Here is a 16,751-nt window from a genome sequence, read left to right on the forward strand (position 1 = left end):
AGCCCTTGACTATAGATTAATGAATAGATGAAGTATTTCAGTAAAATAAGAAGATAGGTCATAAAGACATGTCTTCTTATAGGAGTAGTACCATCAAATCGCTTAGCTGGGTAAATCCGTTTTTTCATCATTCTACTCCATAAAGAAAAGACACCCATATAAGAGTGTCTTTTCCGATAGTTTGTTTAGCAGAAGCAAGCAGCTCCAACGATGATTAATAAAATGAATAACACAACTAATAAGGCAAATCCTCCAGCAAAACCGCAGCCTCCGCCGCAACTACCACCAAATCCCATAATAGTTCCTCCTTTAATAAGAGGGGAAAACAAAGGGTCACTCGTGTTTTTTAACGGATTCCATTTACTTTATGTTTTAACGTATAAACATGAGCAGGTCCTTTTGCAAATAAAAAAGACACCTTAAGGTGCCTTTATGTAATTAATATTCGTCAGCATTAAATTCTTTGATGAGTGAAATATCATTTGTATCAGGGTTAAACTTAAATATTTTAATTTGACCAAAATCATCTTTATGTGCAAATGTATTCTCAGCGATTTGGGTCATATGGCTAATATTTGGGGTAGAACTGCTACCATGATCATTGATTTCTACAACTCTTTCACGATCCCAAAACGCAATGACAATGATCAAGATAATAAGGCATACACGTATGAACCGTAGTTCTCTTGCTACAGGATGCTCCATATGATAGTCCCCTTTTTCATTTGATAGATTTTGTGTATAAAAGAGATATTTTCTATGAGAATATAAATAAAAAAGACACTGTAAAAAGTGTCTTTTTTATCTAATTTATGCGCATTGCTTAATAAGACGCTAGTTCCTCAGTATGAATATGAGTAACTATGTAGGGTAGTTCTATTATAACATTTTAACCATTAATGGGTCTATATGGAATTTTATTAGTGATTGTGTTTGATTATTCAGAATCACGCGTGTGATGAAAGGTATGTATTACCTACAGTAATTGTAAAATATAATGATGTATATAACTAGTCTTGTAATGAATGGAAGCAACAGCTGATTAACTGTTAGTATACTGACAAAGAACAATGCTTTTTAAAAGTATTTTTCTTTGTAAAAAAATATTCAATAATTTATCATTGCAACCGCTTACTCTTTGTGTATAATAAAGGTAAGTTAATAAGTAAAAGGATTGTTACTGTTCGGCAGGCAAAACCTAAATTGATCTAGAGGCTACGGGTGTAGTGTGGCTTTTGGAATCAGTTTAGGTTTTTTTATTACCTTTTGTGACTTTAAGAAGAAGAAGGCGGAACAATATGAGGATCCATAAAATCTTAAATAACAATGTTGTTTGTACGATGAAGGATAATGAGATAGAAGTTGTACTGATGGGCAGAGGTTTGGGATTTCAGAAAAAAGTAGGCGATGCGATTGATGAGTCTATGATAGAAAAGACCTTTGTGCTAGAAACAAAAGAATTATCAGAGAAACTTGCTAGGTTGCTAACTGAAATTCCTGTAGAAAATTTAGAGATTACCGAGAGAATTATTCAGTTTGCTAAGACAGTTTTGCCGGGGACTTTAAGTGATTATATTTATCTTACATTAACGGATCACTTAAGTTTCGCCTTAACTCGGCATAAAGAAGGAATGGATCTCAAAAATACTTTGCTTTGGGAGATTAAGAGGTTCTATCAGAAAGAGTTTGAAATTGGTCTACAAGCTTTGAACATAATTGAAGAAGAGACTGGGTTTACACTTTCTGAAGATGAAGCAGGTTCAATTGCCTTGCATTTCGTGAATGCGCAGCAAGGAGAGCCGGCGATGCAACAAACGGTAGCGATGACGAAAATCGTCCAATATATTTTAAATGTTGTAAAGTACCACTATAAGATGAATTTAGATGAGAATTCATTTAATTATAGCCGGTTTGTAACGCATTTACGATATTTTGCGCAGCGTTTAATGCAGAAGGAATTGAACTCGGCCGAGGATGAGTTTTTATACGAACAAGTGAAAAGTAAGTATGAAGAGGCATATTGTTGTACAGAAAAAATTGAATCATACTTACGAAAAGCACATAATAGTCATCTTTCAAAAGATGAAAAAATGTACTTAACGTTGCACATTCATCGTGTAACGAAACGCAATGAATTATGTAATTGAATAAACGGGATTGTTACTGTTTGGCAGGCAAAACCTAAATTGACTTGTAATGGAGTGATTCGTATGTATCACGCCGTTATGGTTAGTTTAGGTTTTTTCTTTTATAAAAATAATAAATGGGATGATTGTAGGGAGGGAAAGTTACGATGAAATATGAAAAATTAGCAAAGGACATACTGAAGAATGTTGGCGGGAGAGAAAATATAAGTAGCGTTGTACATTGTATCACTCGTTTACGATTTCAGTTAAAAGATGAGGGGAAAGCAAATACGGAAGTACTGAAGGGTATGGAAGATATTGTGACTGTTATGAAAAGCGGTGGACAATATCAAGTTGTAATTGGTAACCATGTATCCGACGTATATAAAGCGGTTATTGCTGCTGGAGGGTTTCAAGAAACTGAGGAAGAAAGTTCGAGTGAGAAGAAAAAGAGTAGTCTTATAGATATTCTTTCTAGCATTTTCACCCCTATTTTAGGTGTGTTAGCTGCAACTGGGATGATTAAAGGATTTAATGCATTATTTGTAGCGTTAGGCTTGTTAAGTACACAGTCGGGAACGTATCAAATATTAAATGCAGTAGGCGATTCGTTATTTTATTTCTTCCCGATCTTCCTTGGATATACGGCAAGTAAGAAATTCGGAGGATCACCATTCATCGGTATGGCGATTGGAGGAGCTTTAGTTTATCCGGCTTTATCAGGTTTAAAAGCAAGTGAGCCATTATATACGTTATTTGCAGGAACGATGTTTGAATCACCAATTCATATTACGTTTTTAGGAATACCAGTTATTTTAATGAACTACGCATCATCTGTTATTCCAATTATTCTCGCTGCTTATTTTGGAGCAAAAGTAGAACAATCGTTAAAGAAAGTGATTCCGGATGTTGTAAAAACATTTTTATTACCATTCTTCACATTATTAATCGTTGTACCAGTTACATTTCTCGTTATTGGCCCGATTGCGACGTGGGCAGGTCAGTTTTTAGGACAGGCGACGCTTTGGGTGTATCATGCAAGTCCATTAGTAGCAGGTGCTTTACTCGGTGCTTTCTGGCAAGTGCTTGTCATATTTGGCCTTCATTGGGGCGTTGTTCCGATTGGCTATAACAATTTAGCAGTAAACGGTGTGGATCCGATATTAGCACTTATATTTGCCGCTTCATTTGCTCAAATTGGTGCTGTGCTTGGTGTTTGGATGAAAACGAAAGACAAGAAATTAAAAACACTTAGCATTCCAGCTTTTATTTCAGGTATTTTCGGCGTTACAGAGCCGGCGATTTATGGGATTACACTTCCGCTTAAAAAGCCGTTTATTATGAGTTGTATTGCTGGAGGAATTGGCGGCGCAATACTTGGCGTATTTGGTACACAAGTTTATATGACAGGTGGACTTGGTATATTTACGCTTCCGACATTTATTAGTCCGAAAGATGGGATTACAGCTGGATTTTGGGGAGCAATTATTTCGATAGTTGTTTCTTTAATAGTAGGTTTTATTCTAACTTACTTATTTGGTTTTACGAAAAAACAAACATCTACAGAAACAACTGAAACAATTGATAAAATCGCTGCATCAAACGATGATGAAGTAATCTTTAGCCCTTTTCATGGCGCTGTTATGCCGCTTCAAAATATTGACGATGCTGCATTTGCATCAGGTGCGTTAGGTGAAGGAGTTGCAATTGAGCCTTCAGAAGGAAAGTTGTTTTCACCAGTTTCAGGTACGATTGCTGCGCTGTTCCCGACGAATCATGCGGTAGGAATTACGGCGGATTCAGGTGCTGAAATTTTAATCCATATTGGGATGGATACTGTGAAATTAAATGGCGAATTTTTCTCTTCTCATATTGAACAAGGAGCGAGAGTAGAAAAAGGGCAATTACTGATTGAGTTTAATATAGCTGAAATTCAAAAGGCGGGTTATATTGTGACAACACCAGTTGTTGTTACAAATTATGATAAATATAGCATCAAAAAAACGGAAATAGAAAAGATTCAAGCAGGAGATTCCTTACTAAAGTTAGGAGTTAAATAGTAGTTACATTTCATACAGGTTCAAACGAAGAAAGGTATTCTTTAAAACTTACAATATCTTTCCTCGTTCATTCTTATATAAAGGAGTTTTTCTATATGTCTAAAGTTAATTTTCCAAAAGGGTTTTTATGGGGTGGAGCAACTGCAGCCAATCAAGTTGAAGGAGCATATGTAGAAGACGGAAAAGGATTAACGACGGTTGATCTATTACCAACTGGTGAAAACCGTTGGGATATTATGAAAGGAAATATTCATTCCTTTACACCAGTAGAAGAAGAGTTTTACCCGTCACATGAAGCGATTGATTTTTATCATCGTTATAAAGAAGATATCGCTCTATTTGCAGAAATGGGATTTAAAGCGTTACGTGTATCTATTGCGTGGACTCGTATTTTCCCAAGTGGTGAAGATGAAAAGCCAAATGAAGCAGGATTACAGTTTTATGATAAGTTGTTTGATGAACTGTTAAAGCACGGTATTGAACCAGTCGTTACGATGGCTCACTTTGATGTGCCTGTTCATTTAGTAGAAAAGTATGGGAGCTGGAGAAGTAGAAAGCTTGTAAACTTCTTCGAGACGTACGCAAATACGATTTTTAATAGATATAAAGACAAAGTGAAATATTGGATGACGTTTAATGAAATTAATATGCTTTTACATTTACCTTTCATGGGAGCAGGCCTAGCATTTAAAGAAGGGGATAATAAAAAAACAAATTCAGTATCAAGCAGCGCATCACCAACTTGTTGCAAGTGCGTTAGCTGTAAAAGCGTGTCATGAAATCATTCCAGATGCAAAAATCGGTTGTATGCTTGCGGCAGGTGCGACATATCCGTACACATGTAATCCAGATGACGTACTTCGTGCAATGGAACAAGACCGTGAATCATTCTTCTTCATAGATGTACAAGCAAGAGGTGCATATCCTGGATATGCAAAACGCTTCTTTACAGATAACAATGTAGCAATTGAAATGGAAAAAGAAGACGAGGAAATTTTAAAAGAGCATACAGTTGATTATATTGGCTTTAGCTACTATTCAAGCCGAGCAACAAGTACAGATCCAGAAGTGTTAAAAAGCATAACGAGCGGAAATGTATTCGGTTCTGTTGAAAATCCATATCTTGAAAAATCAGAGTGGGGATGGACGATTGATCCGAAAGGCTTCCGTATTACAGCGAACCAACTGTACGATCGTTACCAAAAACCGTTATTTGTTGTTGAAAATGGTCTCGGTGCAATCGATCAATTAAATGGTGAAGACGAAGTGAATGATGAATACCGTATTGATTACCTAGAGAAGCATATGATTGAAATGTCCGAAGCGATTCAAGATGGAGTAGATATTATCGGATATACAAGCTGGGGCCCAATTGACCTTGTAAGTGCTTCTACTGGAGAAATGAAAAAACGTTACGGATATATATACGTTGATAAAGATAATGAAGGAAAAGGTTCATTAAAAAGATCGAAGAAGAAAAGCTTCGATTGGTATAAAGAAGTAATTAAGACGAATGGTAAGAGTTTGGAGTCTTAAGTATGAAAAGAGACATCTTGATTGATGTCTTCTTTTTTCATTGTGAATAAAATACGGAGCGATATTTCCCTTTACACAAACATAAAGGTATAATATAGTTTAGTTAAGTGAACTAAACTAAACTAAACTATTAAAACCGAAATAACAGCATGGAGGAAGAACGCTATGACTAGATCTTATAAAGAAGTAATTAATGAAATGAATCGAGCCTACACGGAACTCTACATTTTACTATTTCAAGATTTAAAGGATGAGTTCGGTCTTACTGGGCAGCAAGAGAGCATGCTATTTCATATTAATTTAAATGAAAACACGACAGCAAATAACATTGCGACTACTTTTAATATAACGAAAAGTGCTGTAAGCCAAGTTTTATCGAAACTGGAAAAGCAACAGATGATTTCAAAACAAGTTAATCCGAATAATAAAAGGGAGTATTTCCTTACACTTGGTCCAAACGGTAGTAAGTATATGGAGCAATTGTCGAAGTTAGATGATGTATTAATCGAGAAATATTTCTCGAAAATTGATATTGAAGCTTTGCAACAAATGACTGATACGTTAACGAAAATAAATAAAGTGATATTGGAAGAAAAACAGAAGGAAATTGAGTCTAATGAGTAAGAAGCAAGATGAAGCAATTAGTGGAAAGGAGGAGATGCGTGTGATGAGTTACATACCAAATATGATTACGATAGCGAATTTTGTGTGTGGGCTTTTGGCTATTCACGCTGTTTTCGTTCACGATATGTATGGTGCAGTTATGTTCATTATTACAGGTATGGTATTTGATCTGTTTGATGGTATGGTCGCTCGGAAACTTGATGCTGTTTCGGAAATAGGCGGAGAGCTAGACTCATTTGCGGACTTAGTGACTTTCGGTGTGGCACCATCTATTCTTGCCTATAGTGTCGCTTTAAAAGATTTGCAATCGATCGGGATGATATGTGCGCTCGCGTATAGTATTTGCGGAATGCTGCGGCTTGCTAGATTTAATACAGTACAAAGCAAACTCCCAACATTCATCGGAATGCCCATTCCATTTGCGGCAATGTGTCTCCTCATTTTATGCCTCTTAAATAACCCAGTTTCCGTGGCATTTGGCACATGCGTACTTGCTTATTTAATGGTGAGCAAAATCAAATTCCCCCATTTTAAAAAAGATATATCGGAAAGCTTGAAGTCCGAAAGATGGGATTAATAGGAAAGATAAGGAGCATAACATGATTCGTATGGCATTAAGATCATTTAACATACAAATATATTGTTTGCTAGGCGTGATGTTACTGGGATGGTTGGTGACACCTTTTTCAGCCCAGTTTGTAGGGATAAGCATCGGCCTGTTAGTTAGTATGTACTGCGCCTGGATTTTAGGAAGGCGTATCGAAAAGTTCGGAAATAGCATTGTAAAAAAAGAAAAAGCACCGATGCTTGGCATGATGAATCGGTTCGCAGCCGCAATACTCGGCGCAATTATTATGTATGAAATTGAACACCGTGAGTACATGTGGACATTTGCTGCTGGAATTATGGGTGGGTATTTCTTGGTTATTATTAATTTGGGGTATTACAGTATGAGGGATGGGGAGAAATAAGGTGAAACTTAGATGAGTGAACAACAATCGTTTTTTTAAATATGGTTATCCACGGAATGATACTGATTCGTTTAAAGAAGATTTAAAAAATGGATAGAAGCTTTGCTGATGTGTAACCTACTGAAAATATTTTTTGAAAGCGATGAAAGTAATAAAATGTCTTGTAAATAACGAATTTGGATGACTTGAATACATAAATCTAAATGTGCTTTATAGCATGAGAAAAGAGAGCTTCTGCTCTCTTTTTGTTAATTATTTATGGAGACGGTGGAAATACAATGGCATCCATTGACCTAGCTAAAACTAGAACTCTATCTATATTACTTTCAAAAACACCTGTGCCACGACGAATTTCAAGCGAATAGGTATAGGTGCCTGGGCCTGGAGGTATATCAGTCCACGTTAAATTCTGGGTATCAATTATAATGGAACTAAAGCCTTCTAGTTTCACAAAGTTGATTATATGTGAATCAGCCTCTATTATTTGAACACCTCCAGTTCGTGTGAACCTAAAAGTTAAGCGACTGGTATAAAACGTTTCTGAGCTAAAAGTTTCAATTAGAGTTTCGATCATTGAATCTAGTCTTACTCTTTCACCAGGTACAGTTGTAGTTACATCAACTTGTAAAATAGTTTGGAAAGTGAAACCCGGATTTTCTGGAATGTCCAACCTTTCTGTCGTTTGGTTAAAAAAGTAAGATGAGCCTAAGCCAATTGGACCAGTAGGCCCTGTTATTCCAGTTTCTCCAGTAGGCCCAATTGGACCTGTTGGACCAGTTATACCAATTCCAGTAGGTCCGGTTGCACCTGTAGGGCCAGTACTTCCAACTCCAGTAGGCCCAGTAGGTCCTGTGGGTAAAGTGAATGGCGGGATTGGTGGAAGGGTGGGGCCAAGTAGGCTTGGGTTTATTGCCGCACCCTGTAAATCTTTTTCTTCTGACATAAGCTACCTCCTAAATTACTTATCATACTTAATAAATGCGGTGTGTTGACAAAATGACATTAGTGGGAGCTAATATTCTCTTTTTTATTTTCTATTTCTACATGTCCAAACACTTTAAAATATTTTTCATAATATATAGGGACAACCTTTAGCGCTTATATGAAGGGAGTGATTATATATGGCGGATTATTTCTTGAAAAATGGAAAGAAATATTACAAGAAAAATGATCGTTCATGTAATTCTTCAAATTCAGATTCAAATAACTGTTTTATAGAGACTTATACTATTTTTGGTACTGGGGATACTCCTCAAGATCTCGATATAACAACGGGAGTTCCTCGAACTGTATTTGAAAATTTCACCAAAAATCACAATAAAACACTTATTAAATTGAGTTTCAGTCTTGCATTTGCAACAACGGTTAGATTAACAATTGCGAGATTAAATCATCGTTCTCCACTTACACTTACCTTAACACAAGGAGATATTAAAACATTTTTAGTAGAAGATGTTGAAAGTATTACTTTTTCAGATACTAGTGCTCCAGCTACACTTAATCTATTAATACAACAAACAAATTGTATTTGTTGTAGTAGTATAAACGATGATGAATCTTATTATTATAACGGTTGTAATGATAAGTACTAAAAAATAGAGGGCTGCGGCTCTCTTTTTTAAATTTTAATTTACAAAATATAACAAGGATTCGTAACGGCATTTGCTATAATAGTTCAGAAAATCTTGTATTTTAAAGGAGATACATATTATGAACAATAGACTATTAAAAATACTTACTTGTTGTGCTTTATTTATGGGATTAGCAGCGTGTTCATCTAATGAAACAGCAAGTAATTCTAAAGAATCTAAAGCTGAGAAAGCGAAGAAAGCCGAAGCAAAAGGGATAGTGAAAAAGGAGAAAGTAGAACAAGAGACAGTTGAAAAGCAACAGAAATAACTCCGGTATCTATTTCTTAACTGAACAAACGATTCACATGATTTTATATATGCTGCATTAATTAAAATACTACGGAGGTTACGTGTGAAAATTAGATTTAAGCATGTTGTTGCCTAACAGCGGATAGCGGATTCCTAAGAGGATTAATAGTAAAACTCAACATAAAGTTTAATGAAAATTTTATATTTACCCCACTTTTTATTTTAAAAGTTTCTCCTATCCTGTAAACAACAAAGTCATAGATGAAAATGTAAAGTTAGGGGATTCCACATGCATACAGAAGTTTTAATGAGTTATTTGTATACTTATTTTTTTACAATTATGTTTTGTATTGTATTTCAAATTGGATGTTATTTTAAAGCGAAAAGAACTATATCTATTCGGCATTTTCTATCGGTATATGTTTTTCTGTTCTACCTTTCGCTTGTGTATAAGGTGACGCAAATCGCGACTGTATGGGATATAAGTAGATATGAAACGTGGATTCGTGTAAATCAAATTAATTTGACTCTATTTGATACGGCAGGTAGTACGACGTATCTTTTAAACATTGTACTGTTTATGCCGTTCGGTTTTTTACTACCGACTATTTGGCCGCAGTTTAGAAAAATGAAAAACACCGTATGTGCGGGATTCTTTTTTTCATTGGCAATTGAGTTAAATCAATTACTAAATAACAGAATTACAGATATTGATGATTTATTTACGAACACCCTTGGGGCAATTATTGGGTATGTCTTATATAAAGTATTATATACAGCGTTATTTAAATTGATATTGAAAAGAGCGGAAAAAAAGCTTGATACGAACTCTCCTGTAGTCATAAAATACGAGGCTGTTTTTTGTCTAGTATGTTCATTTGTAGGTGCGATGTTAATTTATCATCCAGCTTTATTTGGAAGACCTGTCATCCTTCAGTGAGGTGATTATGCCCTTGTGCGATTTCGTTTATCCCGCTTTAATGGGCAGTAAGACCCCACCTCAAAATTCAGCGAAAGCAAAGCAGTTAGGGGGGGGATCAACTGCCCGTAAAAGCCCGATTGGTTCAATTAATAATCAGTGGGGGATGAATAAAACCCCCGCTGATTAAAGTTTCACTTTATAAAAACAATGTGCTGAATAGATCATTAAAGAAGGCTTTTCGAATTTCCCCTAGAATGAACAGTAATGAATAATTTAATTCCTTAATGTAATAAGGAGGGCAAAATTCTTCAGTAATTGAATTTTTTAATAGCTGGATTTCGTTTGTAGATTCAAAAATTACGTATACGGGTAAGCGCACATCGCTATCAAGCTAAAAATTCATAGTACCCCCAAAATAAACTTTTTTGCTGATTTGTAACTAAGAAGCTCATTTGTTTGTTTTAATATCTTATGAAAAAATATTAGACTGTTAAAAATAGTTGTAGACTGAAAAGGTATCTTCTGTACATGAAAGTACTTTTGGCTACCATAAAAAGTCTTGCAAAACATGTAAAAACCCCTTCAGAAGTACGGAAAGAATTTTCAATTCGCATAATCAGCTTTATTGGTTGTAAATCAAAAATCTGCTTATTTTATTGAATAAATAGAAAATACTTTCTTTTTTCGTTTATTTAATTTAATATCAATAAGGGCACCAAAAAAATAGATAGAGGTGCTAAAATGTACGGTATTATTAATTATGAAGTGTTTTTACTAACAGGAATTTTATTGAATTTAATTCCTGGTGCAGACACCATGTATATTGTGGGGAGAAGTATTTCACAAGGTAGAAAAGCAGGTGTGTATTCTGTTTTTGGTATTATTACTGGTTCTTTAGTTCATACGTTGTTGGTTGCTTTTGGTTTATCTATTATACTTACAAAATCCATTGTGCTATTTAACATCATTAAGGTTATAGGTGTTATCTATCTCGTATATTTAGGGATTAAAATGATACTTGATAAGACAAATGTAGACTTCCAAGCTTCATCCAATAAATTAAACATTAGAAAGATATATATACAAGGGCTTTTAACAAGTCTTACAAATCCAAAAGTCTCTTTATTCTTTATTGCGTTTCTTCCGCAATTTATAGATACAAAGGCTTCAGGTCCTATGCCTTTTATCATCTTAGGACTTACTTTTACAGTAACTGGACTATTATGGTGTTTATTTGTTGCTTATTTCTCTTCATATGTTACAAAAAAATTAAGAGGAAACCAAAAGGTAGGAATGATTCTAAATAAGATAACAGGACTGATTTTTATTGGTATGGGGTTAAAGTTGCTTCAAACAAAAGCTCCTCAATAAACCTGAATAACATAAAAATGCCCCCTTTCAAGAGATGTAATCTTAGGTTTAGGCTAATTTCTACATACTAAAAAGTCCCTTTAACTTTGAAGGGACTTTTTGCTTGTTATTTTGAGTTATTTAAAAATTGATTTCAAGAAACAACCTATACTTTAATTGTATTACCAACTAGCAGTTTCCGTATTTTCCTTCAACCACTTCACCCAATCCAAATCCTCTACTTTAAGCAAACTAAGCGAAACACCCTTCATATCTAAAGAAGTTAACAGCGTACCGACTTTTACGAATGTAACTTGTAAGCCTTCCAACTCACACAAACGGCGAATGTCATTTGCAAAAATGTATTGTTCCATTAATGGTGTCGCACCTAATCCATTAATGAGGATCGCAAAGTTGTCACCTTTTCTCCAGCGGTAAATGCTTTTTAATTTGTTCATTAGTTCGATCGCTAATATTTCAGAAGAGGATAGTGCTTCTTTACGGTATCCTTTTTCGCCGTGGATACCGACGCCGTAAAAGACTTCATCGTCGTTTAATGTGAATGAAGCTTTTCCTTTTACTGGATCGTTTGCAGGTGAAAGGGCGACTCCTAATGTGTGTAAGTTTTCGGTGATAGAATGGCCTAGTGTTGTTAGTTCGTCTAAAGAGTGACCTGCAAGAGCGGCCGCACCAAGTATTTTTTGGACGAACACAGTACCAGCAACGCCGCGTCTTCTTTTATTAAACGAAGCATCATCTTCAATTGAAACGTCGTCATTTACGATGATGTGGTCAATTTGTCGTCCTTCTTCTTTGGCAATTTGCTTCGCCGCTAAAAAATTCGCTACGTCATCTTTAAAGTTTTTAATGATGAATAAAATACTTTTATCCTTTGGCATGAGACGAGTTGCTGCGACGATTTGTTCCACTGTTGGAGGAGTGAAGATGCTTCCGTTTACTGCCGCCGTAAGCATACCTTTTCCTACATAACCAACATCAGCGGGTTCATGTCCGCTACCACCACCGCTTATAAGGACAACGTCTTGATTCAGTTTTTCGATATCTTTTACATAAATGATGTTATTTGTTTCGTCGTAATTTACTTTGTCGTTATGTTCAAAATAAAAGCCATGCATCATATCTTGAACGATATGTTGTACATCATTCATAATCTTTTTCATTGCTTTTGCCACCCTTTAATTACTTTGCAGATTGCTCCAGTAATAGTAGTAATTGATTGTTTATCATATTTTTCATGAGAGAAGACATAATGGACGGATCTACTTCGCATTTGCTTTCAATCCAATCTTTTATCGTTCCAACGAAGCCGTGGCTATAAAAGGAGGCAATCGTATTTTTTGTCTCATCAGAAAGGCTGAATCCACAGCTCACAGATAATTCATCAATAATCTTCATATATAAGTTTTTCGTATGCTCAAATAAATAGTGATTGAACGAGTTTTGTTCAATGACTTTAAAAGCATTTCGGTAAAATTTTTGATTTTCATAAAAGTAATCAAATAATAAATCGAAAATGTTTTCCCACGTTTCATAGTCGAGAAAGTCGATGATGTTTTCTTTCGTTTCTTCCCTATAAATCCAGCTTAATAGTTCGAATTTATCTTTAAAATGATAATAAAAAGTTTGCCTACGCATTTGACAGTGTAACATAATATCGCTCACTGATATTTTATGAAATGACTCTGTTTCCATTAAATACTTCAATGAGTTCGCGATTATCTTTTTAGAAATTATAGAAGAGGTCATGTGAATCATCCCTAGAATGTTAGTAATATGAAAATCCTACCCATAAATGAGAGCGGTGTCTTTAGACAGATTGTCCATTTTGTCCGTTTACTATAAAACGCTTTCATTTTAACATGAGTAGTAAGAAGAAGATTTCAAATATATCACAATATATTAAAGGAATTGAGGGAGAATCACAATGAAAAAGATTATAAACAAACCAGAAACATTAGTAATGGAAATGTGCAACGGAATGGTGATGGCGCACCCAGAGCTTGAGCTTTTGAAAAAATATAAAGTAATTAAGAAGAAAGAAATGAACGAAAATAAAGTAACGTTAATTAGTGGCGGCGGTAGTGGTCACGAGCCAGCGCATGCAGGATTAGTCGGAAAAGGAATGTTAGATGCGGCAGTGTGCGGAGATGTGTTTGCTTCTCCTTCACAAATTCAGGTATATCAAGCGATTAAAGAGACAGCTAGTAAAAAAGGAACGTTATTAATTATTAAAAATTATAGCGGCGATATTATGAATTTCAAAAACGGAGCGCATTTAGCGACGGAAGATGGAATTGAAGTCGACTACGTAAAAGTGGATGATGATATTGCGGTAGAAGATAGTTTGTATACAGTAGGACGCCGCGGCGTTGCGGGTGTTATTCTCGTTCATAAAATTGCTGGCGCAGCAGCGGAAGCAGGTATGGATTTAGGAGCGGTGAAAGCTGTAGCAGAAAAAGCAGCAGCTAACGTGCGCACAATCGGTTTAGCGTTAACGTCTTGTACAGTTCCAGCGAGTGGATCACCTACTTTCACACTTGCGGAAGATGAAATGGAATACGGCGTAGGTATTCACGGCGAGCCAGGAATTAAACGTGAAAAAATGTTGTCAGCAGATGAATTAGCGAACCGTATGACAAACGATTTAATGAAAGATTTAGGAGTAAAAGACGGCGAAGAAATTGCGCTTTTAGTAAATGGTTTTGGCGGAACACCACTGCAAGAACTTTACTTATTTAATAACGCCGTGACGAGAGAACTAGCTGCTAGAAACATTAAAATTAATAGAGTATTCGTCGGCAATTATATGACGAGTATCGATATGGCTGGTATGTCTTTAACAGTAATGAAATTAGATGATGAGCTAAAAACATTACTATCGAAAGAATGCAATACACCAGCGTTTAAAGTAGATGGACCAGTCGAAAGTGTCGAGTACGTGAATGTACTTGAAGAGACAGAAGAGAAGGAAGTTTCATTTGAAATAGAAACAGCGGAAGAGCACGCTGTTATAAAAGATAATGTTATTACATTAAACAACATGATTTATCTCGTTGATAAAATGAGCGACGTGATTATTAAAAACGAAGTACCGTTCTGTGAGTTAGACACGCATGCTGGTGACGGCGACTTCGGAATGAGTGTTGCAAAAGGATTTAAGCAATTAAAACGCGAGTGGCATTCTATCGTAGATCAAGAGAACGTAACGATCGGATCGTTCCTTGATGGTTGCTCGATGATTATTATGGAACATTGCGGCGGCGCATCTGGTCCAATTTGGGGCGGTGCATTCCGTGCAGCTAGTAAAGCAGCAGGCGAAAAACGTGAGTTAACAGTGAAAGAATTCGCTGAAATGTTACAAGCAGCACTTCAAGGTATACAATCTATCGGTGAAAGATCGTTCGGTAGAGGAGCAGTAGTTGGTGATAAAACACTTGTTGACGCACTTGCTCCATGTGTAGACTCTTGGTTAGCTAGCGCTTCAAACGAAGAAAACATGAAAACTGCCTTTGAAAAAGGAGCAGAAGCAGCGGTTAAAGGAGCAGAGTATACGAAAGAAATCGTAGCTCGCATGGGCCGCGCTGGTACAGTTGGTGAAAGAAGCTTAGGCTATCCAGATGCAGGTGCACATGCACTTGGAGTTATCTTTACGGAGATTGCGGGTAGTTTGAGATAGAAATTAGAGAAACCCCTCTGCCTTATGGTGGAGGGGATCTTTATTTATAACCATTATGCTCCCAGTGAAAAAAATTATTTGTTAGCCAATCTAGAAGCCGCCTCTTCAACTTCTTTATACGCATTTTGTAATACTTCATTTGGATCTAATACTGCTGTTCCTTGTGCACGAACGATTTGATAATCTTCAATACCAAGGAAATTAAACATTGCTTTTAAATATTTATGAGAGTATTCCACTTCTGTATACCAATCATCATTTGTATAGATTCCTCCACTTGCTTGTATAACAAGCATTCTTCTTCCATCTTTAAGTAATCCCACTGATCCAGTTTCAGTATATTTAAATGTTTCACGTGCAATCATGATATTGTCCATGTAATCTTTTAACTTTGATGGAATATTAAAGTTGTGCAAAGGTAATACGATAACATACGTATTTGCACTTTTAAATTGTTGTAAAATTTCGGACATACGCTCTGTTACTTTTTGTTCTTCATCAGTTAACTTTTGTCCATTTCCTTGCTTTTCCCATGCGCTTAAAACAGTTTTATCTATCATTGGTACTACATCATCGTATAAACTAATCTGTTCAATCGTTTCATTATTAGGAATTAATTCTTTATAAGATACTAAAAAGTGGTTAAGAACCTTAATGCTGACTGATGATGTATCATCCACTTTCGGATGTGCGTTTATGATAAGTGTTTTGTTCATTTGTATTTCCCCTTTGTAAAAGATTTTACGTTTTAATTGTCGACCAAGTTAATCGTCGATTAACTTGGTCTTTAATATAAACTCTGCAATTATTTTTGTCAAATGAAATACATACTATTCTAAACGAGCCTTTTTTTATTTGACTAAAATTCTAAATGGTCCTAAGATACAATTTGATAACCCTTAAAATAAAAAGCAGGTGATTTGTATATGCAATATAGTGTTGGGGTTGAATATGCCTTGCATTGCCTAGTTTATTTAATTAACACTCCTTCCAAGGAAAGTGTCGGAATAAAAGATTTGGCAGAGTTCCAAGGGCTTTCTGAAACATTCCTTTCAAAAGTTTTCGGTAAATTATCTAAAGCTGGCATTGTAAGTTCTGTCCCAGGTGTAAAGGGCGGGTATAGGTTAGCTAAGTCTCCAGAAGATATTTCTTTTTGGGATGTAATAGAAGCTGTCGAAGGTCCAAAACCTATTTTTCAATGTAAAAATATTGTACAGAATGGTCTACTATATCGAGACGAGGACGAGGCTTGCAATTCTTGTGAACCTAGCAATTCTTCTTGTACAATTAACTTAGTAATGCTTGAAGCAGAAGAACACATGCGTGAGTTTCTTCGTAAAAAGACCCTTGCATGGTTAGATAAAGAACTTGATATTGTTTTACCTGAAAAGATAAGGGTAGATACTCGTGAATACTTCAAACAAAAAAACTCTAACTAAATTGCGATGACGAATTAGTTAGAGTTTTTTTGTTTTTTAACATTAATTCCATCATGTGAGTACTTCATCACAAATTCCTTCTTTAAATATCACATTTAATTAACTCATGAAGTTTTAAATTGATTAACATTGAAATTCTAAACAAT

The 16,751-nt window shown here is 35.5% G+C and carries 16 protein-coding genes and 2 pseudogenes; 12 read left to right on the top strand and 6 right to left on the bottom strand.

The window, feature by feature from the left end; genetic code table 11:
* Window positions 1–185: 185 nt before the first annotated feature.
* Together FS742_RS14715 and FS742_RS14720 are read right to left on the bottom strand one after the other, a co-directional pair.
* Window positions 186–296, bottom strand: coding sequence for a YjcZ family sporulation protein (locus FS742_RS14715; RefSeq protein WP_000505679.1), 111 nt, complete (start codon window positions 294–296; stop codon window positions 186–188).
* Between the two features lie 142 nt (window positions 297–438).
* Window positions 439–705, bottom strand: a complete 267-nt coding sequence (locus tag FS742_RS14720; protein WP_087957563.1) for a YmzC family protein — start codon at window positions 703–705, stop codon at window positions 439–441.
* Between the two features lie 593 nt (window positions 706–1,298).
* On the opposite strand from FS742_RS14720, the gene licT reads away from it, so the two are divergent.
* The 6 genes and pseudogenes from licT (at window position 1,299) to FS742_RS14750 (ending at window position 7,317) form a co-directional block, all read left to right on the top strand.
* Window positions 1,299–2,147, top strand: coding sequence for a BglG family transcription antiterminator LicT (licT, locus tag FS742_RS14725; RefSeq protein WP_144613232.1), 849 nt, complete (start codon window positions 1,299–1,301; stop codon window positions 2,145–2,147).
* 146 nt (window positions 2,148–2,293) lie between these two features.
* A complete protein-coding gene (locus tag FS742_RS14730) occupies window positions 2,294–4,186 on the top strand; it encodes a beta-glucoside-specific PTS transporter subunit IIABC (RefSeq protein ID WP_144613234.1) in 1,893 nt (630 codons plus the stop codon).
* A gap of 95 nt (window positions 4,187–4,281) precedes the next feature.
* Window positions 4,282–5,722: pseudogene (locus FS742_RS14735) on the top strand (6-phospho-beta-glucosidase).
* A 165-nt stretch (window positions 5,723–5,887) separates the two neighbouring features.
* Entirely contained in the window at window positions 5,888–6,346 is a 459-nt protein-coding gene (locus FS742_RS14740) for a MarR family winged helix-turn-helix transcriptional regulator (protein ID WP_144613235.1), read from the top strand.
* Window positions 6,339–6,923 (top strand): CDP-diacylglycerol--serine O-phosphatidyltransferase, encoded by a 585-nt coding sequence (gene pssA / locus FS742_RS14745; RefSeq protein WP_144613237.1) that lies wholly within the window; start codon window positions 6,339–6,341, stop codon window positions 6,921–6,923. Before FS742_RS14740 ends, pssA begins: the two co-directional genes overlap by 8 nt.
* 22 nt (window positions 6,924–6,945) lie before the next feature.
* A complete protein-coding gene (locus tag FS742_RS14750; RefSeq protein WP_144613239.1) occupies window positions 6,946–7,317 on the top strand; it encodes an ATP synthase subunit I in 372 nt (123 codons plus the stop codon).
* A gap of 256 nt (window positions 7,318–7,573) precedes the next feature.
* Here the strand turns inward: FS742_RS14750 and FS742_RS28045 are convergent, their stop codons facing one another.
* Complete coding sequence (locus FS742_RS28045) at window positions 7,574–8,260, bottom strand: exosporium leader peptide-containing protein (protein ID WP_260869669.1); 687 nt, start codon at window positions 8,258–8,260, stop codon at window positions 7,574–7,576.
* A 178-nt stretch (window positions 8,261–8,438) separates the two neighbouring features.
* Between FS742_RS28045 and FS742_RS14760 the strand changes: the two genes are divergently transcribed.
* The 4 genes and pseudogenes from FS742_RS14760 to FS742_RS14780 all read left to right on the top strand — a co-directional run bounded on the left by FS742_RS14760 (window position 8,439) and on the right by FS742_RS14780 (window position 11,490).
* Complete coding sequence (locus tag FS742_RS14760; RefSeq protein WP_144613241.1) at window positions 8,439–8,909, top strand: hypothetical protein; 471 nt, start codon at window positions 8,439–8,441, stop codon at window positions 8,907–8,909.
* A 118-nt stretch (window positions 8,910–9,027) separates the two neighbouring features.
* Window positions 9,028–9,213: pseudogene (locus FS742_RS14765) on the top strand (hypothetical protein); the annotation flags it as partial.
* Window positions 9,214–9,486: 273 nt separating this feature from the next.
* Window positions 9,487–10,137 (top strand): VanZ family protein, encoded by a 651-nt coding sequence (locus FS742_RS14775; RefSeq protein ID WP_144613243.1) that lies wholly within the window; start codon window positions 9,487–9,489, stop codon window positions 10,135–10,137.
* Window positions 10,138–10,860: 723 nt separating this feature from the next.
* Window positions 10,861–11,490 carry a LysE family translocator gene (locus FS742_RS14780; RefSeq protein WP_087957570.1) on the top strand — a complete coding sequence of 210 codons (630 nt, stop codon included), beginning with the start codon at window positions 10,861–10,863 and terminating at the stop codon, window positions 11,488–11,490.
* Window positions 11,491–11,651: 161 nt separating this feature from the next.
* On the opposite strand, the gene dhaQ is transcribed toward FS742_RS14780, so the two are convergent.
* Both dhaQ and dhaS read right to left on the bottom strand, forming a co-directional pair.
* The gene (dhaQ, locus tag FS742_RS14785) at window positions 11,652–12,650 is read right to left on the bottom strand and encodes a DhaKLM operon coactivator DhaQ (protein ID WP_144613245.1); all 999 of its coding nucleotides are present in this window, start codon (window positions 12,648–12,650) and stop codon (window positions 11,652–11,654) included.
* Between the two features lie 19 nt (window positions 12,651–12,669).
* Window positions 12,670–13,236 (bottom strand): dihydroxyacetone kinase transcriptional activator DhaS, encoded by a 567-nt coding sequence (gene dhaS, locus FS742_RS14790; RefSeq protein WP_000204220.1) that lies wholly within the window; start codon window positions 13,234–13,236, stop codon window positions 12,670–12,672.
* A 178-nt stretch (window positions 13,237–13,414) separates the two neighbouring features.
* On the opposite strand from dhaS, the gene dhaK reads away from it, so the two are divergent.
* Window positions 13,415–15,166 carry a dihydroxyacetone kinase subunit DhaK gene (gene dhaK, locus FS742_RS14800; RefSeq protein WP_144613247.1) on the top strand — a complete coding sequence of 584 codons (1,752 nt, stop codon included), beginning with the start codon at window positions 13,415–13,417 and terminating at the stop codon, window positions 15,164–15,166.
* Window positions 15,167–15,240: 74 nt separating this feature from the next.
* Here dhaK and FS742_RS14805 read toward each other — a convergent pair whose 3' ends face one another.
* Complete coding sequence (locus FS742_RS14805; RefSeq protein WP_144613249.1) at window positions 15,241–15,882, bottom strand: FMN-dependent NADH-azoreductase; 642 nt, start codon at window positions 15,880–15,882, stop codon at window positions 15,241–15,243.
* Window positions 15,883–16,092: 210 nt separating this feature from the next.
* Here FS742_RS14805 and FS742_RS14810 point away from each other — a divergent pair, with 210 nt between their 5' ends.
* Window positions 16,093–16,605 (top strand): RrF2 family transcriptional regulator, encoded by a 513-nt coding sequence (locus FS742_RS14810; protein ID WP_144613251.1) that lies wholly within the window; start codon window positions 16,093–16,095, stop codon window positions 16,603–16,605.
* The last annotated feature ends 146 nt before the right edge of the window (window positions 16,606–16,751 follow it).

Source organism: Bacillus cereus (assembly GCF_007678085.1).
GTDB lineage: Bacteria > Bacillota > Bacilli > Bacillales > Bacillaceae_G > Bacillus_A > Bacillus_A cereus_BE.